The 26,067-nt window shown below is 48.2% G+C and carries 25 protein-coding genes and 1 riboswitch; of the genes, 12 read left to right on the top strand and 13 right to left on the bottom strand.

What is annotated here, in order from left to right; genetic code table 11:
• Positions 1 to 68: 68 nt before the first annotated feature.
• Entirely contained in the window at positions 69 to 800 is a 732-nt protein-coding gene (locus ACXHJ1_RS10990; RefSeq protein ID WP_013373094.1) for a ZIP family metal transporter, read from the bottom strand.
• A 281-nt stretch (positions 801 to 1,081) separates the two neighbouring features.
• Between ACXHJ1_RS10990 and trxB the strand changes: the two genes are divergently transcribed.
• Positions 1,082 to 2,023, top strand: a complete 942-nt coding sequence (trxB, locus tag ACXHJ1_RS10995; RefSeq protein ID WP_457906060.1) for a thioredoxin-disulfide reductase — start codon at positions 1,082 to 1,084, stop codon at positions 2,021 to 2,023.
• Between the two features lie 55 nt (positions 2,024 to 2,078).
• On the top strand, positions 2,079 to 2,309 hold the full coding sequence (locus ACXHJ1_RS11000) for a glutaredoxin family protein (protein WP_013373091.1): 231 nt from the start codon (positions 2,079 to 2,081) through the stop codon (positions 2,307 to 2,309).
• 89 nt (positions 2,310 to 2,398) lie between these two features.
• Here ACXHJ1_RS11000 and ACXHJ1_RS11005 read toward each other — a convergent pair whose 3' ends face one another.
• Positions 2,399 to 3,571, bottom strand: a complete 1,173-nt coding sequence (locus ACXHJ1_RS11005; RefSeq protein ID WP_457906061.1) for an ROK family protein — start codon at positions 3,569 to 3,571, stop codon at positions 2,399 to 2,401.
• A 134-nt stretch (positions 3,572 to 3,705) separates the two neighbouring features.
• Here ACXHJ1_RS11005 and xylA point away from each other — a divergent pair, with 134 nt between their 5' ends.
• Both xylA and xylB read left to right on the top strand, forming a co-directional pair.
• Positions 3,706 to 5,022: a xylose isomerase gene (gene xylA / locus ACXHJ1_RS11010; protein WP_013373089.1), complete on the top strand. Its 1,317-nt coding sequence runs from the start codon at positions 3,706 to 3,708 to the stop codon at positions 5,020 to 5,022.
• Positions 5,023 to 5,078: 56 nt separating this feature from the next.
• Positions 5,079 to 6,602 carry a xylulokinase gene (gene xylB / locus ACXHJ1_RS11015; RefSeq protein WP_457906062.1) on the top strand — a complete coding sequence of 508 codons (1,524 nt, stop codon included), beginning with the start codon at positions 5,079 to 5,081 and terminating at the stop codon, positions 6,600 to 6,602.
• Between the two features lie 86 nt (positions 6,603 to 6,688).
• Here xylB and ACXHJ1_RS11020 read toward each other — a convergent pair whose 3' ends face one another.
• Genes ACXHJ1_RS11020 through ACXHJ1_RS11030 form a run of 3 tightly spaced genes read right to left on the bottom strand, consistent with a single transcriptional unit; the run spans position 6,689 to position 9,147 of the window.
• Positions 6,689 to 6,865: a FeoB-associated Cys-rich membrane protein gene (locus ACXHJ1_RS11020; RefSeq protein ID WP_016820311.1), complete on the bottom strand. Its 177-nt coding sequence runs from the start codon at positions 6,863 to 6,865 to the stop codon at positions 6,689 to 6,691.
• A gap of 36 nt (positions 6,866 to 6,901) precedes the next feature.
• Entirely contained in the window at positions 6,902 to 8,911 is a 2,010-nt protein-coding gene (gene feoB / locus ACXHJ1_RS11025) for a ferrous iron transport protein B (RefSeq protein ID WP_457906063.1), read from the bottom strand.
• Entirely contained in the window at positions 8,902 to 9,147 is a 246-nt protein-coding gene (locus tag ACXHJ1_RS11030; RefSeq protein WP_016820309.1) for a FeoA family protein, read from the bottom strand. Before ACXHJ1_RS11030 ends, feoB begins: the two co-directional genes overlap by 10 nt.
• 280 nt (positions 9,148 to 9,427) lie before the next feature.
• Here ACXHJ1_RS11030 and ACXHJ1_RS11035 point away from each other — a divergent pair, with 280 nt between their 5' ends.
• Positions 9,428 to 10,555, top strand: coding sequence for a transglutaminase domain-containing protein (locus ACXHJ1_RS11035; protein WP_290410266.1), 1,128 nt, complete (start codon positions 9,428 to 9,430; stop codon positions 10,553 to 10,555).
• Positions 10,556 to 10,603: 48 nt separating this feature from the next.
• Positions 10,604 to 11,980 carry an MFS transporter gene (locus ACXHJ1_RS11040; RefSeq protein WP_457906064.1) on the top strand — a complete coding sequence of 459 codons (1,377 nt, stop codon included), beginning with the start codon at positions 10,604 to 10,606 and terminating at the stop codon, positions 11,978 to 11,980.
• Positions 11,981 to 12,102: 122 nt separating this feature from the next.
• Here ACXHJ1_RS11040 and ACXHJ1_RS11045 read toward each other — a convergent pair whose 3' ends face one another.
• The 4 genes from ACXHJ1_RS11045 to ACXHJ1_RS11060 all read right to left on the bottom strand — a co-directional run bounded on the left by ACXHJ1_RS11045 (position 12,103) and on the right by ACXHJ1_RS11060 (position 17,315).
• The gene (locus tag ACXHJ1_RS11045; protein ID WP_016820306.1) at positions 12,103 to 13,569 is read right to left on the bottom strand and encodes an amino acid permease; all 1,467 of its coding nucleotides are present in this window, start codon (positions 13,567 to 13,569) and stop codon (positions 12,103 to 12,105) included.
• Positions 13,570 to 13,703: 134 nt separating this feature from the next.
• Positions 13,704 to 13,906, bottom strand: a riboswitch (Lysine riboswitch).
• A 121-nt stretch (positions 13,907 to 14,027) separates the two neighbouring features.
• Positions 14,028 to 15,161, bottom strand: coding sequence for a virulence factor (locus ACXHJ1_RS11050; protein WP_045245018.1), 1,134 nt, complete (start codon positions 15,159 to 15,161; stop codon positions 14,028 to 14,030).
• Between the two features lie 277 nt (positions 15,162 to 15,438).
• Positions 15,439 to 16,671, bottom strand: a complete 1,233-nt coding sequence (locus tag ACXHJ1_RS11055; RefSeq protein WP_457906065.1) for an MFS transporter — start codon at positions 16,669 to 16,671, stop codon at positions 15,439 to 15,441.
• An 89-nt stretch (positions 16,672 to 16,760) separates the two neighbouring features.
• On the bottom strand, positions 16,761 to 17,315 hold the full coding sequence (locus ACXHJ1_RS11060; RefSeq protein WP_457906066.1) for a MarR family winged helix-turn-helix transcriptional regulator: 555 nt from the start codon (positions 17,313 to 17,315) through the stop codon (positions 16,761 to 16,763).
• A gap of 359 nt (positions 17,316 to 17,674) precedes the next feature.
• On the opposite strand from ACXHJ1_RS11060, the gene ACXHJ1_RS11065 reads away from it, so the two are divergent.
• The 4 genes from ACXHJ1_RS11065 to ACXHJ1_RS11080 all read left to right on the top strand — a co-directional run bounded on the left by ACXHJ1_RS11065 (position 17,675) and on the right by ACXHJ1_RS11080 (position 21,387).
• Positions 17,675 to 19,021 (top strand): cytochrome ubiquinol oxidase subunit I, encoded by a 1,347-nt coding sequence (locus tag ACXHJ1_RS11065; RefSeq protein WP_016820302.1) that lies wholly within the window; start codon positions 17,675 to 17,677, stop codon positions 19,019 to 19,021.
• Positions 19,018 to 20,049, top strand: a complete 1,032-nt coding sequence (locus ACXHJ1_RS11070) for a cytochrome d ubiquinol oxidase subunit II (protein WP_017425966.1) — start codon at positions 19,018 to 19,020, stop codon at positions 20,047 to 20,049. The genes ACXHJ1_RS11065 and ACXHJ1_RS11070 overlap by 4 nt, the downstream gene beginning before the upstream one ends.
• Before the next feature lie 6 nt (positions 20,050 to 20,055).
• On the top strand, positions 20,056 to 20,166 hold the full coding sequence (gene cydS / locus ACXHJ1_RS11075; RefSeq protein WP_014278118.1) for a cytochrome bd oxidase small subunit CydS: 111 nt from the start codon (positions 20,056 to 20,058) through the stop codon (positions 20,164 to 20,166).
• Between the two features lie 210 nt (positions 20,167 to 20,376).
• Positions 20,377 to 21,387: an MBL fold metallo-hydrolase gene (locus ACXHJ1_RS11080; protein ID WP_193190216.1), complete on the top strand. Its 1,011-nt coding sequence runs from the start codon at positions 20,377 to 20,379 to the stop codon at positions 21,385 to 21,387.
• A 92-nt stretch (positions 21,388 to 21,479) separates the two neighbouring features.
• Here ACXHJ1_RS11080 and isdG read toward each other — a convergent pair whose 3' ends face one another.
• Genes isdG through ACXHJ1_RS11100 form a run of 4 tightly spaced genes read right to left on the bottom strand, consistent with a single transcriptional unit; the run spans position 21,480 to position 24,605 of the window.
• Positions 21,480 to 21,830 (bottom strand): heme oxygenase, encoded by a 351-nt coding sequence (gene isdG, locus ACXHJ1_RS11085; RefSeq protein ID WP_457906067.1) that lies wholly within the window; start codon positions 21,828 to 21,830, stop codon positions 21,480 to 21,482.
• Position 21,831: 1 nt separating this feature from the next.
• Positions 21,832 to 22,623, bottom strand: coding sequence for an ABC transporter ATP-binding protein (locus ACXHJ1_RS11090; RefSeq protein ID WP_017425964.1), 792 nt, complete (start codon positions 22,621 to 22,623; stop codon positions 21,832 to 21,834).
• Positions 22,620 to 23,618, bottom strand: a complete 999-nt coding sequence (locus ACXHJ1_RS11095) for a FecCD family ABC transporter permease (protein WP_025365838.1) — start codon at positions 23,616 to 23,618, stop codon at positions 22,620 to 22,622. The genes ACXHJ1_RS11090 and ACXHJ1_RS11095 overlap by 4 nt, the downstream gene beginning before the upstream one ends.
• A gap of 9 nt (positions 23,619 to 23,627) precedes the next feature.
• A complete protein-coding gene (locus ACXHJ1_RS11100) occupies positions 23,628 to 24,605 on the bottom strand; it encodes an ABC transporter substrate-binding protein (RefSeq protein WP_019688606.1) in 978 nt (325 codons plus the stop codon).
• A gap of 399 nt (positions 24,606 to 25,004) precedes the next feature.
• On the opposite strand from ACXHJ1_RS11100, the gene isdC reads away from it, so the two are divergent.
• Complete coding sequence (gene isdC / locus ACXHJ1_RS11105) at positions 25,005 to 25,520, top strand: heme uptake protein IsdC (protein ID WP_017425961.1); 516 nt, start codon at positions 25,005 to 25,007, stop codon at positions 25,518 to 25,520.
• A gap of 72 nt (positions 25,521 to 25,592) precedes the next feature.
• A complete protein-coding gene (locus tag ACXHJ1_RS11110; protein ID WP_019688605.1) occupies positions 25,593 to 26,060 on the top strand; it encodes an NEAT domain-containing protein in 468 nt (155 codons plus the stop codon).
• The last annotated feature ends 7 nt before the right edge of the window (positions 26,061 to 26,067 follow it).

Genomic DNA, 26,067 nt, shown 5'->3' on the forward strand with positions numbered 1-26,067 from the left:
GAACATGACAAAAAGGCTGCTTTACTGTCTGGAATACAGGCAGAAGACAGCCTTTTTGTGTTGCACGGCTATAGCCATTCGGTTAGCCCGATCATCGTAATCAAGCCGAGAATAAAGGAGAATGTGGCGATTCGCTGGTTACCATCCCCGTGACTTTCGGGAATCAGTTCCTTGTAGACGATAAACATCATAGCCCCGGCAGCAAAAGCAAGACCGTACGGCACCAGTCCGTTCACCCAGCTGCTCAAGTAAAAGCCGATCAGACTAGTGATGATTTCCACAGCCCCGGTTAGGGTAGCAATGCCCAATGCCTTGAAACGCCCAATGTTTTGATTCACCAGGAATAACGCTACAATAAAGCCTTCCGGGGCATTTTGCAGACCGATAGAGAAGGCAATGAGATTGCCTAGATTCTGAGTCTCACTCGCGTAGCTGACCCCAACAGAGAGCCCTTCCGGCAAGTTGTGCAACGTAATAGCTGCGATGATGAGAAAAGATTTGGACTCCAATTGAAAAGTTTTGGAATCCGGGTCCTCCAAATCGGCATGGGGGATATACATTTCCATCACCAGTAATACGAGGCAACCGAGCAAAATCCCCGCAGTCAGCACGAACCAATTGGAATGCTGTATCGCTTCTGGAATCAGGTTATACACCGATGCAGAGGTCATAATTCCTGCGGCATAAGCCAGCAGAACATCACGAAGCCGGTGCGTGATATTACGCATAAACAGAATAGGCACGGCGCCAAGTCCAGTGGACAAGGCAGAAATTAAGCTACCTACGAAAACGTCATTCATAATCGGGATAATCCCTCCATACCTCATTTATCTTTAAGCTTCGCTTCATGAAAACTTCATTTGACTGTTTACAGCTCTTTCCGCATAATGAAATTAGGATTTAGAATCAGTCTAAGTCATAAAAGGCTATAAAACAAGTGATTCGTTTTTACAACATCCGGGTGTCCACTTTTTGGGATGAGCTTCTGCCAGCAGTACTTTTAGAGTATATGCAGCAGCCCAGCGCCCGGTACCGAAAACTCGCTATATAATACTTATGATATTTTAGGAGGAACCAAGATATGTACAAGTCCATTATTATAGGTACCGGCCCTGCCGGTTTGACCGCCGCTATTTACCTGGCACGTGCTAATATGAACCCGCTGGTGATCGAAGGACGGCAGCCAGGCGGACAATTAACCACGACTACAGAAGTTGAGAATTTTCCAGGCTTTCCTGAAGGAATCATGGGACCCGATTTGATGGATAATATGCGTAAGCAAGCGGAGCGTTTTGGCGCTGAATTCCGCACAGGCTGGGTGAACAAGGTAGACACAGCTGCTCGTCCATTTACACTGGATGTAGAAGGTTTGGGTGAACTGGTTACCGATACGCTGATTATTTCCACAGGGGCGACTGCCAAATACCTGGGGATTCCCGGTGAACAGGATAACATCGGACGCGGCGTGAGCACTTGCGCTACCTGTGACGGGTTCTTCTTCCGTGGCAAAGAAATCGTTGTTATCGGTGGTGGGGACTCTGCACTGGAAGAAGCTAATTTCCTGACTCGTTTTGCCTCCAAAGTAACGTTGGTACATCGTCGTGAAGAATTGAGAGCTTCTAAAATTATGCAGGATCGTGCTCGTGCGAACAGCAAAATTGAATGGGCGCTCAATCGTACTCCTGTAGAAGTAGTTGCAGACGAAAACGGAGTAACTGGCTTGAAAGTGCTGAACAATGCAACAGGTGAAGAGGAAATCATTACAGTGAGCGGCGTATTCGTGGCGATTGGACATCATCCGAATACAGGCTTCCTTGCGGGACAAATTACAACGGATGCGAACGGTTATATCGTCGTTAATCCGGGTACTTCCGAAACAAACGTGCCTGGCGTATTCGCTTGTGGCGACGTACAGGATACACGCTACAGACAAGCGATTACCGCAGCAGGTAGTGGTTGTATGGCTGCTATGGACAGCGAGAAATACATTGAAAGTCTGGAGCACAGTGCACTGGCCCTGTAATACTTGCAAGTGTGTATAAATATGATGTAACAAAATAAATGATGAGGTGATATTCATGGAAAAAGCAATAGTTTACACATCTACAAACTGCCCGCATTGTCGTCAAGTAAAAAGCTACCTGGCTGAAAAAGGCGTCGAATACGAAGAACGCAACATTGAAACCAATGAAGCTTTTGCGCAAGAGGTTTGGGATATGGGCATTCGTGCCGTTCCATTGACTCTGATTGGGGAAGAACGTATTTCCGGTATGAACAAAACCAAGTTTGAAAAAGTGTTGAACGCTTAATCCAGCCTAACAGCATGTGATTTTCATATGGTTTAAACAAGGCCCTCGCCGCAGTTGCATACTGCGACGGGGGCCTGTTTTTTGGTCTTTTACAAAGATACACGTACACGCCCGAGAAAAGGAGCCGTTGCCGCATAGGCAGCACCTAGCATCGTCGAACGGCTGCCAAGCGTGGAGAAACGAATCTGTAATTGCCGACGGTGATAGGGCAGGGCACGTTCGTCAATCACTTCACGCATACTTTGCTCCAACCAAGGTCTGGCTTCCGCGAGTGGACCGCCAATGATAAGCATGCCAGGGTTGAGGCTGTTCACAATGTTGGTAATACCCACACCCAAATATCGCCCGATTTCACCAAGGACGCTTAATGTACTCACATCACCTTGCTGGGCAAACGGTAATAATCCCGCTGTATTATGTGCGGGCAGCTTCAATGTGGATGCTACATACGCCTTCTCCGAAGCATACAGCTCCCAGCAGCCTCGGCTGCCGCAGGAGCAGAGGCGCCCATTCCAGTCAATGGACATATGTCCGCTCTCGCCCGCGTATCCCCAAGCCCCTTGATACGGCTTGCCATCAATGATAATTCCGGCCCCGATCCCGGAGCCTGCACTGATGTAGACCAGATCCCGCACCAGTTGCCGATGATCGGCGTCCATACCAAAGTACAATTCGCCTTGTGCACCGACGTTGGCCTCATTATCCACCACTATGGGAAGACCCAGCTCTGTCTCCAGCTGCTGCCGCAGCGGAACCTCTTCCCAGCCCAGATTGGGTGCGAATAAAACGCTTCCGTTTTCATCCACCATCCCTGGCACCCCCAACCCAATGCCGACAATACCGTGAGGGGAGGGAGGGGTGACCTGCATGAGCTTCTGAACGAGCTTACGGATTTGTTCGATGACAAAGTCAGGATCATGCTGGGTTAGAGAAAGGGTAAGCTCTGTTTCAATGGTACCTGCCAGATCGGTCAGAGCGCCCTTGATGTACTGTACACTAACCTCAATACCAAGTATAAAGCCTGCACGGCTGTTGAACAGCAGCATTAAAGGTTTGCGCCCACCGCTGGATTCTCCTAATCCTGTCTCATACACCAGTCCATCGGTGATAAGCTCTGCAACCAGGTTGGACACGGTGGCCTTGTTTAATCCGGTTTGACTGGATAACTGTGCCCGGGATAGAGGGGCATGAAAGCGGATGCGCTCCAATACAATGGATTTATTCAGCTTTTTGACAAGCGCCTGATCGCCAGTAACATTCATGGTTATTTCACTTCCTGTTGATGTAATTCCCGTTATTATATCATAAAAATAAACTTAGTTTAAGCAATAGACAAAGTTTCTTGGCTGTGCTAGAATCGTTTTTGTAAACGTTTACTACAAAGGAGGAACTTATAATGGCTTATTTCGAACAAGTATCCAAAATTAACTTTGAGGGCAAGCAATCCGATAATCCTTTTGCGTTCAAATTTTATAATCCTCAGGAAATAGTAGCGGGAAAAACGATGGAGGAGCATTTGCGTTTTAGTATGGCCTATTGGCATACGCTGGTTGCAGGCGGCTCTGATCCTTTTGGAGTAGAGACTGCGGAACGCCCATGGTCCAAGTTTACCGGACTTGATTTGGCGAAGGCACGTGTGGAAGCTGCCTTTGAGCTGCTGGATAAACTGAATTTACCTTATTTCGCCTTCCACGATGTGGATATTGCTCCTGAAGGCGCGTCACTGAAGGAATTTTACAGCAATCTGGATACCATCGTGGATCTGATTGAGGAGCACATGAAGGCTACGGGGAAAAAGCTGCTGTGGAACACGGCGAACATGTTTAGCCATCCACGTTATTTGCATGGAGCTGCGACGACTTGCAATGCAGATGTATACGCACACGCAGCTGCTCAAATTAAAAAAGGACTGGAAGTGGGCAAACGTCTGGGCGCAGATAACTACGTATTCTGGGGAGGCCGTGAAGGCTATGAAACACTGCTGAATACAGATTTGAAGTTGGAACAGGACAATCTGGGACGGATGTTCCATATGGCCGTGGACTACGCGCGTGAAATCGGCTTTGACGCTCAATTCCTGATTGAGCCAAAACCGAAGGAGCCAACCAAGCATCAGTATGATTTTGATGCGGCGACGACGATTGCCTTCCTGCAAAAATATGATCTGGATCAGCATTTCAAGCTGAATCTGGAAGCTAACCACGCAACCTTGGCGGGTCATACTTTTGATCATGAAGTACGTGTAGCACGGGTTAACGGCATGTTGGGTTCCCTAGATGCCAACCAAGGCGATTTACTGCTGGGCTGGGATACGGATGAATTCCCGGTTGATCTGTATGATGCCACACTAACCATGTATGAAGTGTTGCAAAATGAAGGTCTGGGCCGTGGCGGTATCAACTTTGATGCCAAGGTGCGCAGAGCATCGTTTGAGCCAGAAGACTTGTTCCTCGCTCACATCGCAGGTATGGATACGTATGCGAAAGGGCTAAAGGTAGCCGCCAAACTGATCGAGGATCGTGTGTTTGAGGACTTTATTGAGAAGCGGTACAGCAGCTTTAAGGAAGGCATTGGAGCAGATATCGTATCTGGAAAAGCAACGCTTGCTTCCCTGGCTGAGTATGCTCTGGCGAACGAAGCACCACGCAAAAACGTGTCCGGTCGTCAGGAATATCTGAAAGCAACATTAAATCAATACATTTTGGCTGATTAATGCCAGAGCTTATATATGAAATAAGGATTTCACGATAAAGGGAAGGAGGAACTCCAATGCAGGAGAAGCTAAATCAGGAGCAGGAGCGTTATGTCATCGGCGTGGATTTGGGTACCAGCGCAGTTAAAACGGTGCTGGTTAACCGCAAGGGGCAAGTGGCTTATGAAACCTCACAGTCCTATCCTCTCCATCAGCCGAAAGCAGGGTATAGCGAACAGCATCCTGAGGACTGGGTCAGTGGCACGTTAGCATCACTGAAACAGCTTGTGGAGAAGGCCGGAATCGCCGGAACAGATGCTGTGGACGGCATTAGCTTTTCGGGGCAGATGCACGGGCTTGTGCTGACTGACAAGGAAGGCCAAGTGCTTCGTCCGGCTATTCTTTGGAATGACACGCGCACAACGGCACAATGCCGCCGTATTGAAGAACAGCTCGGGCCAGCGCTGCTAAGTATCGCGCGCAACCGCGCGCTGGAAGGCTTCACGCTGCCCAAGCTGCTGTGGGTGCAGGAGCATGAGCCAGACGTGCTGGCTCGTGCGGCCCATTTTATGCTGCCTAAAGATTATGTGCGCTACTGTCTCACAGGAGAACTGGCGATGGAGTATTCGGATGCGGCGGGCACATTACTGCTGGATATCGCGAACAAGCAATGGAGCGAAGAGATCGCTGCTGCGTTTGATCTGCCGTTGTCGCTGTTCCCGCCACTGGTGGAATCCTTTGACCAGACGGGTACACTATTGCCGGAGATTGCGGAGCAGAGCGGGCTTTCGCCTGAGACCAAGGTCTATGCAGGTGGAGCAGACAACGCATGTGGCGCGATTGGCGCTGGCATTTTGAGCGAAGGCCGCACCTTGTGCAGCATCGGCACCTCAGGAGTTGTGCTTTCCTATGAGGAACGCAAGGATATCGACGTTCAGGGGCGAGCCCATTTTTTTAATCATAGTGAGCAGGATGCTTATTATATCATGGGAGTTACACTCGCGGCTGGATACAGCTTGTCCTGGTTTAAGGATACCTTTGCGCCAGAACATTCCTTTGACGCATTGTTGGAAGATGTGAACTCGGTCGAGCCGGGCAGCCGAGGGCTGCTGTTCACGCCTTATATCGTAGGCGAACGTACGCCTCATCCGGATGCAACTATTCGAGGCAGCTTTATCGGGATGGATACAGGGCATAAGCTTGCGCATTTTACACGAGCGGTACTGGAGGGAATTACGTTTTCGCTCAAGGAATCCATTGATATTCTTAGAGGCACGGGAAAAACGGTGAATGAAGTGATTTCCATCGGCGGCGGAGCGCGTAATGAGGCATGGCTGCAAATGCAGGCCGATATTTTTAACGCGGATATCGTCAAGCTGGAAAGTGAGCAGGGACCTGCCTTGGGAGCAGCTATGCTGGCTGCCTATGGTAGCGGGTGGTTTGAATCGCTGCAAGCGTGCGCTGAAGCTTTTCTGCGTGAAGCAGCAAGATATTCGCCGAACCCAGAACGTGTGGCACAATATGAAGGCTTATACGAGCTATACCGTGAAGTGTATCTACACACACGGGAGCTAAGTGAGCATTTGGCGGTTTACCGGTAATACGATGAGATATTGTGCGTAAATGAGAAGCGGCTTCGGGTGTAGAAATCCCCGAAGCCGCTTTTTACATGTAATGATGTTATGAATTAAATACTTTTCTTCATTTTCGCATGATCTTCATTCACTGAGCTCACGGCACAGCCCGGACATGACTTGCTTGATGAACAGCCGGCACAGGCGCCTTGGCGGCTTTTTCGCAAAAATCGTACCAACACCCACGCACTATAACCGAGGATCGCCAATAAAATAATTACATTGATCATGGAATCCACTTCCTTCTATATACTGTAGGGCCTGAATTAACCCCAACCTAATAATCTGCCACACTGATAGATCAAGACGGCGATGATATATGCAACGGCCAAAGGATAGATCACAGAAAATGCAGTCCATCGCCAAGAGAGTGTCTCTTTGCGAATAACCGCTACCGTGGCCAGACACGGCACATACAACAGAATGAACACCATAAAGCTAAATGAGGCAAGCGGTGTAAAAGCATGACTGACTTGCAGTTCCAATCCCTGCATATCGGGAACGTGGTAAATGATATTCATAGTCGATACGACTACCTCCTTGGCCATAAAACCTGTGAGCAGGGACGCGCCTGCTTGCCAGGTACCAAAACCAAGAGGGGCCAATAGAGGTGCAAACCATCCTCCAATTGTAGCGAGCAGGCTGTCATCCATTTCTACCCCGAAGCCCTGCGGACCGAAATTGGACAAGAGCCAGATGCCAACGGAGCCTGCAAGAATAATCGTTCCGGCTTTACGGACGAAGCCTTTGACCTTTTCCCATGTGCTGCGAAATAAGGTAAGAGCCTGCGGTACCCGATAGGGAGGGAGCTCCACGATGAAGAGGGAAGGCTCACCTGATAAAATAGATACTTTGGAAAAAATTTTGGCAAGTACAAGCGATACGGTGATCCCTAACACATACATCAGCATGATAATGCTTGCCGCATGTGACGGGAAAAACACACCTGCAAACAACGCATAGACTGGCAAGCGGGCCGAGCATGACATAAAGGGTACCAGCAACGTTGTAATGAGGCGTTCTCTTGGTTGTTCGATGGTGCGTGCCGCCATAATGGCCGGAACATTACAACCAAATCCAATAATGAAGGGAATGAAGCTTTTCCCGTTCAAGCCAACAGCCTGCATCAAGCGATCCATGAGTATCGTGACCCGTGCCATATACCCAGAGTCTTCAATCACCGAGATAATCAGAAATAAAATAGCAATTTGAGGCAGAAAAACTAGCACACCCCCGACTCCAGCCACGATGCCGTCCACGACTAGACTTTGCGTAAAAGCGGACGCGTTCAGGTGAACGAGTAATTCAGAAATCCAGCTGCTGAGTGTCCCTGAAAAAAATTCATCTAGCATATCTGAAAGAATTGTACCCGCCCAATCGAAGGTAAACTTGAAAGTAGCGTACATCAGCAGTAAAAAGATCGGTATCCCCAAGTACCGATGAGTTAGCAGTGCATCCAGCTTATCAGTCAGACTGTGAGGTCTGAGTTTGGATGTATCAATTGCCTTGCTGCACAGATCAGCAATCCATGCTGTTCGTACAGAACGAATATGCTGAGCAGGGGGGATGGCATACCCTTCCCTGAGAAGCTCTTGTTCGCAACGCTGGATGCGTGCCATTACTTGTTCACGCTGTGTCTCATTCGTCATCCATTGCATGACGACCGGATTGTTTTCCAGGCATTGTAATGCGGCCCACCGGAGCTGAGGCACAGATGTATTCGGCAGCAAGTTGCAAATATCCTTAATAGCAGCTTCGACGGTAGGGCCGTAATCTAGTTGAAAAGCATTGGATGTATGTCTGACCTCTCGAAGGGAAGCAAGCATTTGCTTACTTCCGCTACCTGTACGTGCCACCATAGGAATAATGGGAACGTTCAATTGATCAGCCAACAGTTCCTTGTTTACCCGAAGACCGGTGGCATCGGCTACATCAGTCATGTTTAAGCCGAGTACAAGCGGACGACCGTATTCCAATAGCTGTACAGTCAGATAAAGATTGCGCTGGAGCTGGGAGGCATCCACGATGTTAATCAGCGCCGCAGGCGGCTCCTCCAGCAAATAACGAGTAGCGACGCCTTCATCCAGCGACAGAGGGAGTAAAGAGTAGGCACCTGGCAAATCCACCAATACGGCAGACTTATCACGCAGAATTCCTGTTTTCTTTTCCACAGTGACGCCGGACCAGTTGCCTACTTCTGCATACGTACGAGTCAGCTTGTTGAATAATGAGGTTTTACCTGTATTGGGATTGCCAAAAAGAGCGATCATGTCCATGTCGGAACAACCTCCAGTTGTTTCACTTGATTTTGACGGAGACCGACCAGCTGTCCGTTGCATTCAATAACAATAGGACCGCCCAATAGACTGATCTTTTTTAAGCGTATGATGGAGCCTTCGTTGATGCCCATGTCTGTTAAGCGACGGCGCAATGAGGGATGAAGAGGGGCAAGAGATTGCAATCGCACAGTCTGACCTAGTGGCGTACGAAGGAGTGAAATACATTCTGGCATGGTGCTCAGCCTTTCTTATCTAGAATGAGAATCAATATCATTTACTTCCGATGCCAGTACCATATCATGAGGAGTACTAGATTGCTGTGATAAAATTCTCTGCGAACGACATGTTTACCTAAGGTCCCAACTGTTATATAGCAGAGCATGGTGTCACAACCTGCCTTTAAATGCACTCTTACTCGCCTGTAACCGACAAAACTAGAGCGTTTGGGGCAACTGTTTTTATGGTAAGATAGAGCTGTTTACAACTATGCTAAGAAGGGCAGGAACGCTCTGTATGAACAGAAAAATCGGGGTTAGGCTTGTAAAATGTCTGGTTGCAGGTGCGGCGCTGGCTGTGTTGCTGCCGCAGGCTGTAGAGTGGGGCAGCAATGTGTATGCGTCGTCGGTCAAGCCGACTTCCTCCGTATCCTCGCAGCAGCTTCAGAACAAGCTTTTACAGGCAATGGCTACGCGGAGTGAAACGCTGACCTTTACATATCAAGGGCGAGTGAACGGTCTCAAGCAGCAGCTACAGACAGCCATCCAACAGGCGATGGAGAGCGATCCGTATGTGAATTATACGATCAAAAGCTACGCATTCAGCTATACAGGCACAACCACCTCCGCCCAGGTTACGATTCGTTTAAGCTACCGGGAGACGAAGGAACAGACGGCATATGTGGATAGCACAGTTCAAGCTGTGTTGGGGGATATCATTACGAAGGGAATGACGGATCACGAAAAGGTGAAGGCCATTCATGATTGGATCGTCGTTCGCCTGAAGTATGATGAAGCACAGCAAAAGTACACAGCCTACGATGGCCTGAAAACGGGCAGCACAGTGTGTCAGGGTTATTCGCTGTTGGCCTATAAAATGCTCGAACGAGCAGGGATTACGAATCGGATTGTGGAGGGTAGAGCAGGGGGACAGCTGCATGCATGGAATCTTGTTTTATTAGATGGCCGATGGTATCACATGGATACGACATGGGATGACCCGACCCCCGATCGCGCGAACGAGGTAAGCACTTCATATTATCTGCTGACGGATTCAGAAATGCGGCGGGATCACTCATGGGTGAAACAATACCCTCAGGCGAATACATCGTATCGGGAAACCTTATCGGCATTGATAGCTACTGGAGGATCAAAGGCTACCGTGTATCAAAAACTGTACAATAACCTGGAATATACATTGCAAGACGGCAAGGGGCTGGTCAAATCATCCGCCGATATCAAGGAGCAGGTTCATAAGGTGATAAATAAGGGAGGAACGTCACTTACCTTCGGCTATCAGGGGACGGAACGAAGTCTCAAGGAGGATTTGCAATCCTTATATCAACTTGGCTTGAAGTCCATTTCCTATCAGATTACGGATCTTGGAAGTACCGGAAATCTTCGTGTAACCCTAAAATGGACCTGATGATTTTGTTGTAAAAAGCTACATTAACAAAGGAGTATTATAATTTATATGCACAAGCGTTCCTTTACCTATTTGCTTGGCACGCAGACGATGTCCAATGCGGCCGACATTCTTTATATTATGGCACTTGTGTCTCTGGTTTTTCATGAAACGGATTCGATCTTCTCTTCGGTGCTCGTTCCGTTGCTGCGAATGGGTGCACAGATGATCAGCGGCTTTTTGGCACCGCTCATTTTGGCCCGGTTCCAGCTTCCATTTATTTTATTCGTTTCCCAGTTCGGACAACTGGCCTTCTTCGCTGTACTGCTGGGCCACTTGTGGTCAGCGGGCACGGAGCCCGTATGGGTGATTGTGTTTGCGTTGGTGACAGCCATGTCCTTTCTGGACGGCTGGACTACACCTGCGCGCAACGCGCTGATTCCCCGCCTTGCTTCCGGGGAAGGGCTCATGCGGGCAAACAGTCTGGTATCGGTCAGCGATCAGACGGTGCAATTAGCGGGGTGGGGGCTTAGTGGTGTTCTCGTAGCTATGCTGGGCTCGGAAAAAACATTGCTGGTGGCTGGCGGTCTGTATATGATAGCGCTGATCTTCACCAGCTTGATTCGAGATCCCCTAGAAGGCAAAGCCCATTATTTGCTTCAGCCTGGAACAAGGGTGCAAAATGGAGATGTCTCAGCTTATGAGGCTGTAACCGAGCCGGGACAAGGGCACCATGACTTGCCTCCCGCCCAGTTGGAAGATAAGCTGTATGGTCCGGAATCAGAGAGCCCGTCGGTGCCTCCTAAACGTAAAAAGGAAATACTGCGAGAAGGTTGGAGTCTCATCGGAGCCAGTCGCAGACTGAAGGCTCTTATTTTTATGGATATGATTGACCTGCTGGGGGGATCGGTTTGGGTAGGCGCGTTCACGCTTGCCTTCGCTCAGCAGGTCTTGCACAAGAGCGAGGCATGGTGGGGATACATCAATGCCGCGTATTTTGCAGGGGCGATTGGTGGCGGCATCGTAGTCCTTGCTTGCGTCAAGCTGTTGCAGCGCAGACTGCTGCCCGCCATGCTGGCAGGAATGGCAGGCTATGGACTGCTGACAGCTTGGTATGCACTGAACACATTACCGCCACTAACGCTGCTTATCGTGCTGTTGATGGGGCTACCTGCGGAAATGTCGGTCGTCTCCCGCCGCACGATGATGCAAATGAGTGTGTCGGTACATGATTTGCCTAAGGTGCTGTCCGCCCAGGCTACGCTGACAAGCCTGACGTTTTGTATTTCGCTGCTTTTAATGGGCTGGATTGCAGATCATCTGGGTATCGTTAATTTGTACTTGTTTTCAGCAGTCTTGACGCTGATTGCTGTCATATACGGTATTTTTAGTCGTCGTGCCTTATCTATGTCTTTATCAGCTGAAGTAGTTGCTTCTTCCAAATAAACAGAAAAAGCCCGTCTCCGGGCATATACAGGGGAACATGCGGATAACGGTCTTGGGACCAGGTGTATCAGCGTGTTTCCCTGATATGTGGAGACGGGCTTTTTATCACACACGGTATTCTATTATTTATCCGAAGGCGGATTTGAACTCAAATCACATTCTTTTAATGGAACGATTTTAGTACGTTTAATCCATTTGTAGCCAAGCCACAGCAGAAGGAACAGCGGCACACTCATATACGTAGCGATCATCGTTTTCCAGTCAATCTCCTGTCCGGTGAAAGCATCCGTCCCTTGCCCAATAATGACAATGATACATAGAGCAAAGGCGAACAACGGTCCAAACGGGAACCAGCGGGCTTTGTAGGGAAGTTCACTCAGACTGTGACCCTGTGCAGTAAAGGCACGGCGGAAACGATAGTGGCTGACTGCAATCCCAACCCACGTAATGAATCCGCACATTCCAGAGGCATTGAGCAGCCAGTTATAGACTACACCGTCTCCATACAGGGAGGCGAGAAAAGCCAGCATACCAACAGCAGTCGTAATCAGAAGTGCATTCATAGGAATGCCGCGTCGATTGATACGCCCAAGGAAACGGGGGGCTTTACCTTCCCGCGCCAAAGCGTACAGTACCCGAGTCGCTGCATACATACCCGAGTTGCCTGCCGACAATACGGAAGTCAAAATAACGGCGTTCATGACTGAGGCAGCAATGGCAAGCCCCGCTTTTTCAAATACGAGCGTGAACGGACTGACTCCGATATCACTGATATCTCCTCGCAACAGATTCGGATTCGTATACGGAATGATCAAACCAATAACCAGAATCGCGAGAATATAAAAGAACAAGATACGCCAGAAGATTTGACGGATGGCACGTGGCACATTGTCACGCGGATTTTCGCTTTCGCCAGCGGCTACCCCAATCAGCTCGGTTCCCTGAAAGGAAAAGCCCGCAGCCATAAATACGCCCAATACAGCGAAGAATCCACCATGGAACGGGGCATCTCCTACTGTGAAGTTGGCAAATCCTACCGCAGGACCACCCATGATGCCGAAAATCATCAGCACCCCTACGGCCAAAAAGATGATTACAGTCACAATTTTAATCATCGCGAACCAGTATTCGGACTCACCGTAGCCTTTGACCGTCAACGCGTTCAGCAAGAAGATTATGGCCAAGAATAACAGACTCCACCAGGCAGAGTGACTTTCTGGAAACCAGTATTTGATGAGCACGGTCGCTGCTGCCAATTCGGCAGCAATCGTTACTGCCCAGTTGTACCAGAAGTTCCAACCCATGGCAAAACCAAAAGCCGGATCGACGAAGCGACCTGCATAGGTATTAAAAGAGCCGGATTCAGGCATAAACGTAGCCAACTCACCGAGGCTGGTCATTAAGAAGTAGACCATAAGGCCAACTGCTGCATAAGCCAGCAGGGCACCGCCAGGTCCAGCTTCGGCGACCGCGCCTCCACTGGCGAGGAATAGCCCTGTTCCGATCGAGCCGCCGAGGGCGATCATCGTCATATGACGGGCTTTAAGACTTTTACGCAAGGTTGCGTCAGGTGTTGCTTTGTGTTGCACGTTCAAACACTCCTTCATGAAATTGTATTTCATGTCAGGGCAAGAGCCAGAAGGAGGGGGAGTATATAAATCAAAAGACCGCAGGGAATACGCCTGCGGTCTTGTCTATGCATTCCGCACCATACCTTCTTCTATAACAAGATAGCTCAACACACGTGTCTGTGTTAGGACATCGCGTGACAGTTCTGCTCCTTTCGGTTAGCAGCCCCAGCATACGGAGTATTTACAAAGAGTCAGCTCCGCATACTTCGGCGGGTGTACCTTTCTACTGGAATCTCAGACGGCTCTTGGCGTCTCCTCCAGTGTACTGATTACATCCGCGACCTCTACCTCATCATAAAACAGGTTGATGAGGTGTATGACATGATATTATATTGTATAGCGAACTACAGTATATCGTACCTGTACACCTTCTGACAATCGACAATTTTTTGAAAATCCACTTATCGATTCTTAAATCAGGAGTTCCGCTTGGCCATCTGCTGCCAAACCGTACCTGCGGCTTGCTCGCCTGATTCGATGCGCTCCAGCGCCATTTTAGCTTGTAGACTGACCTCGAATTCGGGGTCTTCGACGGCCTTCTCCAGCGCATCACGCGCATCCTCGGTTCCAACCTCGTATAGAAAACGGGCTGCACGCCAGCGAACCAGCTTGCTGCTGTCCGATAGGGCTCCGATCATAGCACTGGTAGCGACGGGATCGCCAATGTCCGACAACGTGTCGCCGGCAGTGCGGCGTACTGCCGCTGAAGGATCGCGCAGCGCCTCGAACAGCAGTTCCATCGCCTCCGGTGTACGAATATCGCCCAGATAGACGACTCCCAGCCGCCGCAGCTGCATTTTGTCGTCATGCAGCGCTTGCCGGATCAGCGGCAAATGCTCGGGCGTCGGCTCCAGCCGATCCAGTGCAGCGTAGCGTGTGCGCCAGTCCTCGTGTTGCAGGGCCTGCTTCAGCTCGGCATCGCTCCACTCGCGGCGTTCCTCCACGAATTCGCTGTTGTCCGCGCCGTGGGCAATCGCCTGCTGGATAATTTGTTCCAGCCGATCCTGCGGAAAGGCTGCCTCCAATTCCTGCTCAACCTCGCGAGCAATATCCGGCAGTTCACCGTAGCGGACGCCGTAATCACTCAGCTTACGTTCTTTGATCAGCGTTGCACTTGCTACACGGGTAACGGCTTGCACGAAGCGGTCGGACAAGGAAATTCGTTCCTCCTGCTGACCCGCTTTAACTCGAATTTGCATGGGAAGGCCGCGAAAAAATTGTACAAAAACCTGTGCTTCACCAAACGCTTCCCCAGAGGTTTCCTCTGGTAAATCCCAATTAGCGTCAGCACCTTCCTCGCCTAGCTGATCCCGGACCTGACCCAGAATAGTAGACCAATCGGCATTTCCTTTACGGTCAAGGGCTACAAAATCAGTCGTGTGAAACACGCTTTTGACCCCTTCAATGGCCAGCATACGCCGGATAAATGGGGGAGCCGAACGCTCATTGTCCCGTGTATATGTTCTGCGGATACCCGCTTCCAGCCGCTCATCCAGATGCAGCATCATGGTGTTCGGACTGGGAGTTGGCTCGATAGATGTTATCTTCATAGCTCGGTACAGCCTCCTGTTCAAAAGTTCTCCATATATCATATATAGCTTATCTGTATTGTACCTCATTCTGCGTAGGTCTCCAAAGAGAGAGTTTTCGTTTATAGAGAAAACACAATGACATATATCACATGATTTAGATGAGTATACCTGTTAAATAGGAGTATTTCATAGGTTTTATTCTAGAAATCCGGGGGCGGTGGCGATGGGAAGTACCATCCGATTGCGCAGTGGCGCTATAGGTAACTTTTAAGTTCGGTTTTAGTCTGATGTTGTATTATGCATCCCGCTTCAGTGGATTGTTTTGACGGCGGCGAATGAGCAGGGAGGCGATAAGTCCCACAGACAGAACAGCCGCCAGCAGCATAAATGTAGTCATCTGATTGCCGCCATTCCCCATCAAACGAATGGAAAGCATAGGAGCTATACTCGTACCGGCAAACAGGATGAAGGTATATAGTGAGACCGCTATGGCCCTTGCTGCCCCGCCGAGCTGACCAACTATTGTAATGAGTGAAGGGACACTCAGGGCAATGCCGCTGACAAAACATACACTTAATACCACGATAGCTATTAGAGAATGTGTCATTCCCATCAGTGCCAAGCTAAGGATGGAAAGAAGAAGAGCTGTACGTAATACAAGGTGCACATCAAATTTCAGGGCCAATTTTCCGGCGAATGGTGAGAGAAGCATGCCGATGATGCCAGTGGATCTGACATATAGCATCTGTCTACTATTGAGGCCGAATTCGGGATTGCCAAGGTAGCTTCCCAAAACCGTATACATGCTCACAAATGACATCAGAAGAACAAAAGCAATCGTGTAGCTTAACCATAAAGGATACGAACGCAGAACGGTCCCCAACTGACCGAAGGCTGTCCAAATGCGAACCCCTCGTTGCGGGGAGGGAGCTTTAGGCAGGAAAAAAAGAACGATCAGGAAGGTGATTGCGTACAAAACACCTAGCATTCGAAATACCATATTCCATCCGATTTGTTCGCTGATGATAATACTAAATACCTGTCCGGCAATACCTGCCACTAGAAAACCGGTGCTGATAAAGCCGATGGCCGTTACCCGTTTTTCGGTTGGAAACATGTCTACGGCGTATGCGAGAGCAACGGGGGAAAAGGTGGCTGCCGCCAAGCCCTGAAGCATGCGCAGTGCAACTAATACAGAATACTGACTGGTTAAGCTGAGGGATAACGAAAGGATCGTCAATGCGAGCAATCCAGCGACGATAATCTGCTTGCGTCCAAAGCGATCAGACAATCCTCCATAAATAAGACATCCCGCTGCAAAGCCTAAGGAAAAGATACTTCCCGGCAGAGCTGCTTCAGCTAGCGTTTTTCCAAATACTTTAGCAAAGAGAGGGACCAAAGGGATCGTCACATACAGGCTGGACATGACGACAACCGCTGACCAGCATAGGATTACAGTCATCCATGCATAAGGGAGAGCAACATTTTCCTTCTGGATAACGGTATCTTTTGTTCGTAGTTTACTCATCAATAGAACACTCCTTCATCATCAAATAAGTAATTTGAAATACAAACAATTGAATATATTAGATAACCTAATTATATGTTCAAAAAAAATTACCTGCCCACCCCCAGTTTGTTTTCCATATGATGATGAATTTTTTCTATAATCCGTGAAAAAATGATCTGTTCCTCGGGCTCCAAAATACTCGCTAGGGAAGCACAGGAAGACCAAAATACAGGGAGCACTTGCTGTACAAGGTGAGAACCCGCTTCTGTAATGCGTACATGAATTTTGCGCCGATCTGTAGAACTATGTTCTCTGATAATCCAGCCTCGTTGCTCTGTCCAATCCAGGAGGGATGTTACAGATGCACGTCGGATGCCTAGACGGTCGGCAATCATAGAGGGGCTCATCTGAGACTGGGATTGGTGCAATCTCAATAGCAACAATAAATCTAGCTTACTCTCTGTCAGGCCGTAAGCAGCTAGATCCAAATCTACCGCGTCGAGCACATTATCACCTGTCCATAGCAAGAAGAGACCAATACGAGCAAGTCGCCGGTCTGTTTCTGCAAGGGCAGTTTGATCCATTAACTCTAGATAAGGTTCTGGTCCCAGACGAGGAAGAGATTGCTGGATGGAGTCCCGCTTACTTTGTTTTGGCGGCATAAGTTCCCTCTTTTCATATAATTAGGTTATCTAACTATATATCAATATAACGTATTGTCATGAATAAAACAATATCTAGAAAGAAATACTGCTACATTCAATACAGAAGCAGGGTTAAAAATCAGCTGAATGAACCAAACTGTAAATAGGTTACCAAAATGCGCCAAAAGATAAGTGAAGGAGGCGTTCCTATGTTCCGCAAGCAGGAAAGAACGCTCATTATTGTATGTATAGTAATTGCGGCCATTATGCTATATGCCGTAATTAAAAGCATAGCTCGCTTGACTCCCTAGTTGGTAATCAAGAGTGAATTCGAAGTTTTCCCTATTAAAAATGTGAAATGAAGGAGTGAAACCCATTTGTCTTCACTGGACCCTGTATTGCTAAGCCGGATGCTGACCGGAATTACCCTGTTTGTTCATATCGTATTTGCATCCATCGGCGTTGGCGTACCCTTAATGATTGCACTTGCAGAATGGCGCGGGCTGCGAACTGGTGATCCGCATTATACACTGCTGGCACGGCGGTGGGCTCGGGGGTTTGTCATTACTGTCGCCGTGGGCGTCGTGACAGGCACCTCCATTGGTCTACAGCTCAGTTTGCTGTGGCCTACCTTTATGCGGGTGGCCGGACAAGCGATTGCGCTGCCCCTGTTTTTAGAGACGTTTGCTTTCTTTATCGAAGCAATATTCCTAGGCATCTATTTGTATACCTGGGATCGGTTTAAAAGTAAATATTTTCACTTGATGCTGCTCATCCCGGTGGCGATTGCCTCGTCTGCCTCAGCGGTTTTTATTACGACTGTGAACTCGTTCATGAACCAACCTCAAGGCTTTACACTCAAAAATGGAGTCATGACCAATATTCATCCCATCGAGGCTATGCTAAACCCGGCCACGCCGACCAAAGTGTCCCATGTACTGGCCTCCTCGTATACATTGAGCGCAGGGGTGCTGATGGGGCTGGCTGCTTACAGCATGCTGCGGGGGCGTAATCACCCTTATTTTAAAAAGGCGCTGAAGCTGACGGCCACCTGTACCATTGTATTTGCCATCAGCACAGTGCTGATTGGAGACGCATCCGGCAAATTTCTGGCCAAATATCAGCCGGAGAAGCTGGCTGCCGCCGAATGGCATTTTGATACGATGACGCACGCCCCCTTTGTATATGGCGGCTTTATGGACGAAAACGGTGAAATCAAATATGCCCTGAAAGTGCCTTATGCACTTAGTATCCTGGCAGGTAATTTGCCTAGTACGGAGGTTAAGGGGTTAAATGACTATCCGGTGGAGGAGCGTCCGCCGCTGTCTATTCATTATATGTTTGACCTCAAGATCACCACAGGAGTGCTGATTCTCGTCATCCCACTGCTGTATCTGATCCGTAAGCGTTTGCCAGGTCGCAAACCCTACCCCAAATGGCTGCTGCTAGCGCTCATTCTGGTCGGACCGATGGCGATGGTAGCTATTGAGCTGGGCTGGATGTTTGCAGAGGTCGGCAGACAGCCGTGGATTTTACGCGGATATATGAAGGTGTCCGAAGCAGCAACCACTTCTACAAGTGTTGGGTGGATGCTAGTGTTGTTTGTTATTTTGTATCTGGTGTTGTGCTTCTCGGCCATCAAGGTACTCAGCAAGCTATTCCGTAATAAGGATGCCGTGGAAGAGATAAGACAGCTGGGCCTGGAAGGGGCTGAAGGCAAGTGAGCTATGAAATTGTAGGTATCGCTATATTGTGGACCTTCCTGTTTGGATATTTGCTTGTGGCGTCCATTGATTTTGGTGCAGGCTTTTTCAGCTTTTACAGCGTGCTGACAGGCCACCAGAATAAAATCCACAATATCATTCAACGATATCTGTCTCCGGTATGGGAGGTAACGAACGTATTTCTCATCTTTTTTGTGGTGGGATTAAACGGGTTCTTCCCGGATGCGGCTTATTACTATGGTACGGCGTTACTCGTTCCCGGCAGTATTGCGATTGTGCTGCTCGCGATCCGGGGAGTATATTATGCTTACAATACCTATGGGCATTCGGGTAAAAATAATATCGTCTACATGGCATTGTACGGTGCGACTGGGCTGCTGATTCCCGCAGCACTGTCGACGGTCCTCGCTATTTCAGAAGGCGGCATTATTATAGAGAACAGCACAGGTGTTCATCTGCAATGGGGCCAGCTATTAAGCAACCCTTACACGTGGGCAGTTATTATTCTGGCGCTGGTGAGTGTATTGTATATATCGGCGATGTTTTTGTCCTTTTATGCCAAAAGGGCAGGGGACAAGGTCGCTTTTGAAATCGTACGAGGGTACGCGTTACTCTGGAGTGCTCCTACGATTTTGGCGAGTTTGTTCGCATTTTTCCAGATTAACAAACAAAATCCGGACCATTTTGCCAATATGCTTAGTATGGCCTGGATGTTTGTCGCATCCTTCATATGCTTTGTGGGAGCAGTGTATCTGGTCTGGCAGCGGCGGCATTTGGGTATCTCCTTCATCCTGGTGATGCTGCAATTTGCATTTGCCTGGTATGGCTATGGCCGCTCACATCTTCCGTATGTTCTGTATCCCTACATTAATGTATATAACAGCTTTACGAACTCTACGATGGCGTATGCATTGATTACGGCGTTTGTTGCGGGTCTGCTGGTGCTGATTCCTTCGCTGATCCTGATATTGAGATTGTTTCTGTTCGATGCAAAGTATGTACGAGGACAAGCGGGAAAGAAGGGGTGAGTTAGAGTGGTTGCTTTCGAGCATTTTACGATCATGTATGAGTCGCCGATCATTATCGTGGTGGCGATTGTGTTTTTGTTTATTTATTCGGCACGCTTTAAAAATCCACAGGACTGACAATAACATGTGGAGCAGGCCTTCTGATAGATCCGGGAGGTCTGTTTTTGCTGTATTATCGCAGAATTTCCTTTACAGATGTGATTGAATTATACTTTACATAGTTCAGGATGTTGCATCATTTCATGATCACATTTGAGTGACAATATATAGTTAAATTGAACCGTTGTGTTTTTTGGAGAACGGGTCTGTCAGGGAGGGGGCTGCATCATGCCTAAAGTGCGTTTTAACAATATGGATCATGTAAATACCGATAAAACCATTAAGCAATTCAGACAATGGCGGCAGGAGCGACGCAGCAAAATAAAGGATTACACGTTCGTTGTGCCCAACCATCTCCCGGAGCTGGAGTTTCTGCATAGTAATCGGGAAATGGCGACGGCGACCTGGGTGGGCCATTCCACCTTTTTCATTCAGTACCTTGGGCTGAATATGGTCACCGATCCGGTGTGGGCAGAGCGTATGGCTTTTGATAAAAGATTGGCTCCGCCCGGTATTCGTATTCAGGATGTGCCACCGCTAGATATCATTCTGCTGTCACATTCGCATTATGATCATTTACATTTGGCATCGTTGCGGAAGTTATATCGTGCAGATACATTGATGCTCGTCCCCTCGGGGTTAAAGTCGAAAATGATCCGCAAAGGCTTTCGCAACTGCCATGAGCTGCAATGGTGGGAGCATTTTACGGTAGGTGGAGTGCGGATTACATTTGTTCCGGCACAGCACTGGACACGGCGTACGCCGTTTGATACCAATACTTCACATTGGGGTGGATACGTTCTGCAAAGTGAGCAGCAGGTGATCGGTTCTGCCACGTCTGTTGCAGGCTCAGATGCTCACGCAGAATCAGACTCAGCGGAGGCACCTACGTTGTATTTTGTGGGAGACACCGGATATTTCCGTGGGTTTAAGGAGATTGGCGAGCGCTTTGCTATTGATCTGACCTTTATGCCGATTGGTGCGTATGAACCGGAATGGTTCATGACCTCACAGCATGTGACACCGGAGGAGGCGTTGCAGGGCTTTGTGGATTGCGGCGCAGATCAGATGATCCCGATGCACTATGGAGCCTTTAAGCTGGCAGATGATACGCCGAGAGAGGCGCTGGATCGTCTTGAAGTGGAGCGAGAGCGCTTGGGGATTGCAAAGGAACGCATCCATGTACTGGGGCACGGAGAGACGCTGAAAATTGGGCGCCGTTGCTCAACTAGAATCTGAAGGGTTCAGTAACGTATATAAAATAAGCGACTCGGTGGACAATGAATTTGCCTGCCGAGCCGCTTTTTTTAGTTTTAGGCTACCGTCCAGAATTAAACGGCTTCGATATCACTCGCCAAAGAGGAATCATTGTTCGAGATGGGATGACGAACGATTTTAACCTCATAAAATGTGATTTTGTTTTCAATAATATAGTCTGGAATTTGACGGTGGTTGTGGGATTCGCGGAACGCTTCACTTTTCGTCCAGCCTTGGAAGTTCTCTTTTTCCTGCCAGCGTGTGCTAATCGTTACTTCCTCATAATCCTTCGTGTTTTCCGTCAGCAGCACTTCCAGACCGAGGAAGCCTTCCATTTTTTCAACCTGTCCTTCTTTGTTAAATCTTTCGATGAGCAGGGGGGCATTGCCCGGTGTAATTTTAGATGTATTTGTAACGATAACCATATTAAATTCCTCCTGAATGATGTGGTATGGTCGGTATAATAACCGGATAGCCATCCTCAAATTTGATGGTAGCGTTCATTTCATAAATGTCACGAAGAAAAGCAGACGTCAAAATCTGACGGGGTTCGCCAGCGACGGCGATTCGTCCCTTTTTAAGCGCAATCATATGATGACAATAGGCCGCAGCTTGCTGCAAATCATGCAGTACCATAACAATCGTCAAGCCGGACTCGTGATTGATACGCCGCAGCATATCCATAACTTCAAATTGATGGGCGATATCCAGAAAAGTGGTTGGTTCATCGAGTAAAAGAATACCCGTTTGTTGGGCCAAGGCCATTGCAATTCGCGCTTTTTGTTGTTCACCTCCCGATAGAGTATGGAACATCCGATCTGCATAGGGCTTGATGCCTGTGATTCCCATGACATGGTCGATAATATGCTGGTCTTGTCTGGTAGGACTTGTCCTCAAACCCTTGGTATGAGGGGATCTTCCGTAAGCGACCAGCTCACGGACTGTTAATAACGGCAGCATGTCCTTCATTTGCGGCAGCATGGTAATCGTCTGGGCAAAATCACGCCGTTTGTATTCCTCTACGGGCCTTCCCAGTACGGAAACCTTGCCCTGATCCTGCTTGAGCAGCCGGGTCAAAATCCGCAAAAGCGTAGACTTGCCTGAGCCATTGGGACCGACAATGGCAGTGAGTTGTCCGGCGGGCAAGGTAATGTTCACATCGTCCAACTGGAAATATCCGCGTTGTAAGGAAAGATGCTCACCCTGAATGGCTGTCATCCGAAATTCCCCCGTTTCTTGAGCAGGATTAAGAAGAACGGTGCCCCAATGACGGCCAGCAAAATACCGACAGGCAGCTCAATTGGGTCAAACCAAGAGCGTGCCACTGTATCCGCCAGGACAACCAGTGTTCCGCCGCCCACAATGGAAAGGGGGAGGAGAAAACGATAATCTTCCCCGATGAGCAGCCTTATAACATGGGGGACGACCAGTCCTACGAACCCGATCAGCCCGGCTACACTGACTGCCGTGCCAGCGAGCAGGGCAGAGAGCAAAATAATGAGCATCCGTTGAAGCTCTACCCGCTGGCCCAGCAACTGTGCTGAATCATCACCCAATAGCAACAAATTCGCAGGCTTAATGGCAAACAAAGAGGCGATTAAGCCAATGATAGCGTAAGGAGCCATGAACTCCAGATGATGCCAGCTTCGTCCATTTAACCCGCCGGATAGCCAAGGAAGTACAGCCTGTACGCGGTCGCTGTACATGACCATTACTCCGTTGGTGAGCGCGCCCAGCAACGCGTTGATTGCAACACCAGCCAGTACAATTTTGACAGGGGAAGCCCCTCGGTCCCAAGCCAGCAGGTAAATGACGATCGCACTCAGAAAGGCTCCCAAAAAGGCGGTTACCGGAAGAAGGTAACTAAGCTGTGGAAGCATCACCATCGTAATGACGGCTGCAAGCCCACCTCCAGCCGATACACCAATAATGCCTGGGTCAGCCAATGGATTTTTCATGACGCCTTGAAGAAGTGCTCCTGAAGCTGCGAGACAAGCGCCTACCAGTAAACCCACCAACACTCTGGGTAGTCGGAGATCCATTAGGATCGTGCGATATGTGGATTCATCATTATGTAGCAAAACCTGATTGATTTCTTGAAGTGGAATCGACACCGAACCGTAGGCCAGACCGTACACAGAGACAGCTAGCAGTAAGATCGGAAGGGTAATCCAGGCGATGGTGCGTCTTCTGGTGCGCTGTAGTTTGTTCATCGTCATCGCCTATTTCGCCGGATACAGCTTTTGGTGCATCAAATCCAGCGCTTTAGTGACCCGTGTCCCCGGATTCGTCCCGAACAAATCTGAAGGTAAAACTTCGACCTGATTGTTTTGGACTGCCCTGATTCCGTTCCAAGCTGCATTTTCCTGCATTTCCTTTATAAATGCGGCTTTAACCTCTTCCGTATTACCATGGGTCATGATGAAAATGTAATCGGGGTCAGCTTGTACGATGCGTTCTGTGTTCAACTGTGCATATTGCGGGAAATTTTGCAGGCCCGGAAAATCAGCGGCGATATTGGAGCCACCTGCAACTTCCAAAATATTTCCGCCTAGAGAATTCGGCAGCGCCGCCATGTACGTGGCCGGGGCTCCGTAAACCAGCAACACCTTCGGTTTGGAGGTAGAGGCTGTTTCTTTTTGCAGCTTGACTACCTGTTGGTCAATTTGTTGGTTCAGCTTTACGGCCCCGGCCTGCTTTTGCAGTAATTGTCCGAACAGGGTAATTTGTGACTGGATATCCTGAACTGAATTGGCCCCAGTCAGCAGTAGTTGTGAACCGACTCCTTCAATAGCTGGAATGTCTTTTTCATTCATAGGATAATTGCCTAGCACGACATCCGGTTTGAGCATCGTGATTTTCTCCAGATCCACTTCATGGGTGGAGCCTATTTGCTGAACGTTTTCAGCAGCAGGTACGACGGAAGGTCCATTGGAGTTGGGTCTGCCCACGGCTGTCCCGCCTAATGCGTAAATAATATCCAGATCGCCATTGCTGAGCGCAACGATATGTTGAGGGACCTTTTGAAACGCCAACGTCCGTTTTGAAAAATCAGTAACTTGAATCGTCGCGCCGCTTGTCGTGCTTGAAGCGGTAGATACGGAAGCGCTGGCTGGTTTGTGATCTGCGGAGGTACCATTACTACATCCGGTAACTGCCAATAAAAGCGCTGCGGACGACCACAACACATAAGATTTCATGTTATTCCTCCTGCAATTTTCAAGTTAAACAATAATGATAATCATTTTCATTTATGTATAAGAGAATGATAATGAATATCACTGAGTATTGTCAATTGAAAAAAAGCAATTTTTTAAATAAATTTTGAACTAAAAACAAAAGAGAGTCATTCGAATTATAGAAGAAAGAACTACAAATTTTTATTAAAAAATAGCATATATCAAGGGATTACGTACACACAAATACATATTGACATTTTCGAAAAGTGTAAGATATATTGGTGATGGGTTTACTTGATTTTGCGAAATTATGGAATAGAGAGGTGGGGAGACAAGCTCGAAAAGAGCTATTTTTTTTAAATTATCAATTGAGAATGATAATCAATTAGTTTATTCTCGTGGGGAGGGACTGCTGTCAAAATGAAGAAGGGGTATTCTGCAATTATTGCTGTGTTTCTGCTGGTGAGTGTGCTGAGCTTTTGGCCAACTTCGTCATCTGTAGGAGCCGCTGCGGCTTCTCCAAAATTGGCGGATGGTACATACACGCTCAAATACAATATTCTCAAGGCAGAAAATGATTCGGTGTCCATGGCTAATGATTATTTTGAAAAACCAGCTAAGTTGTATGTAAAAAAAGGTCAAATGACCATGCAAATTAAGCTGAATCATAGCGAATGGACAACCGGGTTTAAAGTGGATTACAAAGGTAAAATCATCGATACCAAGGTCATCCAAAAGGATGCCAAAGCCGATACTCGCACCGTGCAATTTCCCATTGCGAGTGTCAACAGTCCGTTGATCTCTAAAATCCATGTTACTGTTCCTGCTTACAATTACGATCATGACTATACGATCCGCTTCGCTTTTGATTCCAAAAGCATCAAAAAAGTTGCAGCCGTCCAGTCAGCGAAATCAGCCAAATCTTCCAAAAAGTAAATTGAAGCCATCTTTATCGTTCATAAAATCAACATAAATTCAAGCATAAAAAATTGAGGAGTGTGTGTAGATATGAATATGGTAATGAATCGCTTTGAGCAATTTTCTTTCAAGAGGGCATTCGTAGCACTGATCATGACAGCACTTGTTTTTGCACTGATGGCTCCACTTTCTGCTAAAGCAGCAGCAGCCGACGGCACGTATAACGTAGATTATACCGTTCTGAAGGATCAAACCAATGAAACTTCTCGATTGGACAGCTATCTGACGAAGCCTGCTCAGGTTACGGTAGCTAATGGCAAAAATGTTGTTCGTCTGACTGTGAAAAGCAGCAATCTGATTACGGCGTTCAAAGTAGAGCAAAATGGCGTATTGCAAGATGCGACTGTAGTAAGCACAAATACGGCGAACAACACTCGTGTCGTGGAATTCGAAGTGGCTGACCTGAATGCCAAAGTAAATGCTTACGCTGAAATTACCATCCCAGTGATTGGCTACACAGGCAAGTACGATGTACAACTGCAATTCGACGAAATCTAATCCAAAA

The sequence above is a fragment of the Paenibacillus sp. ALE2 genome, from assembly GCF_054113385.1.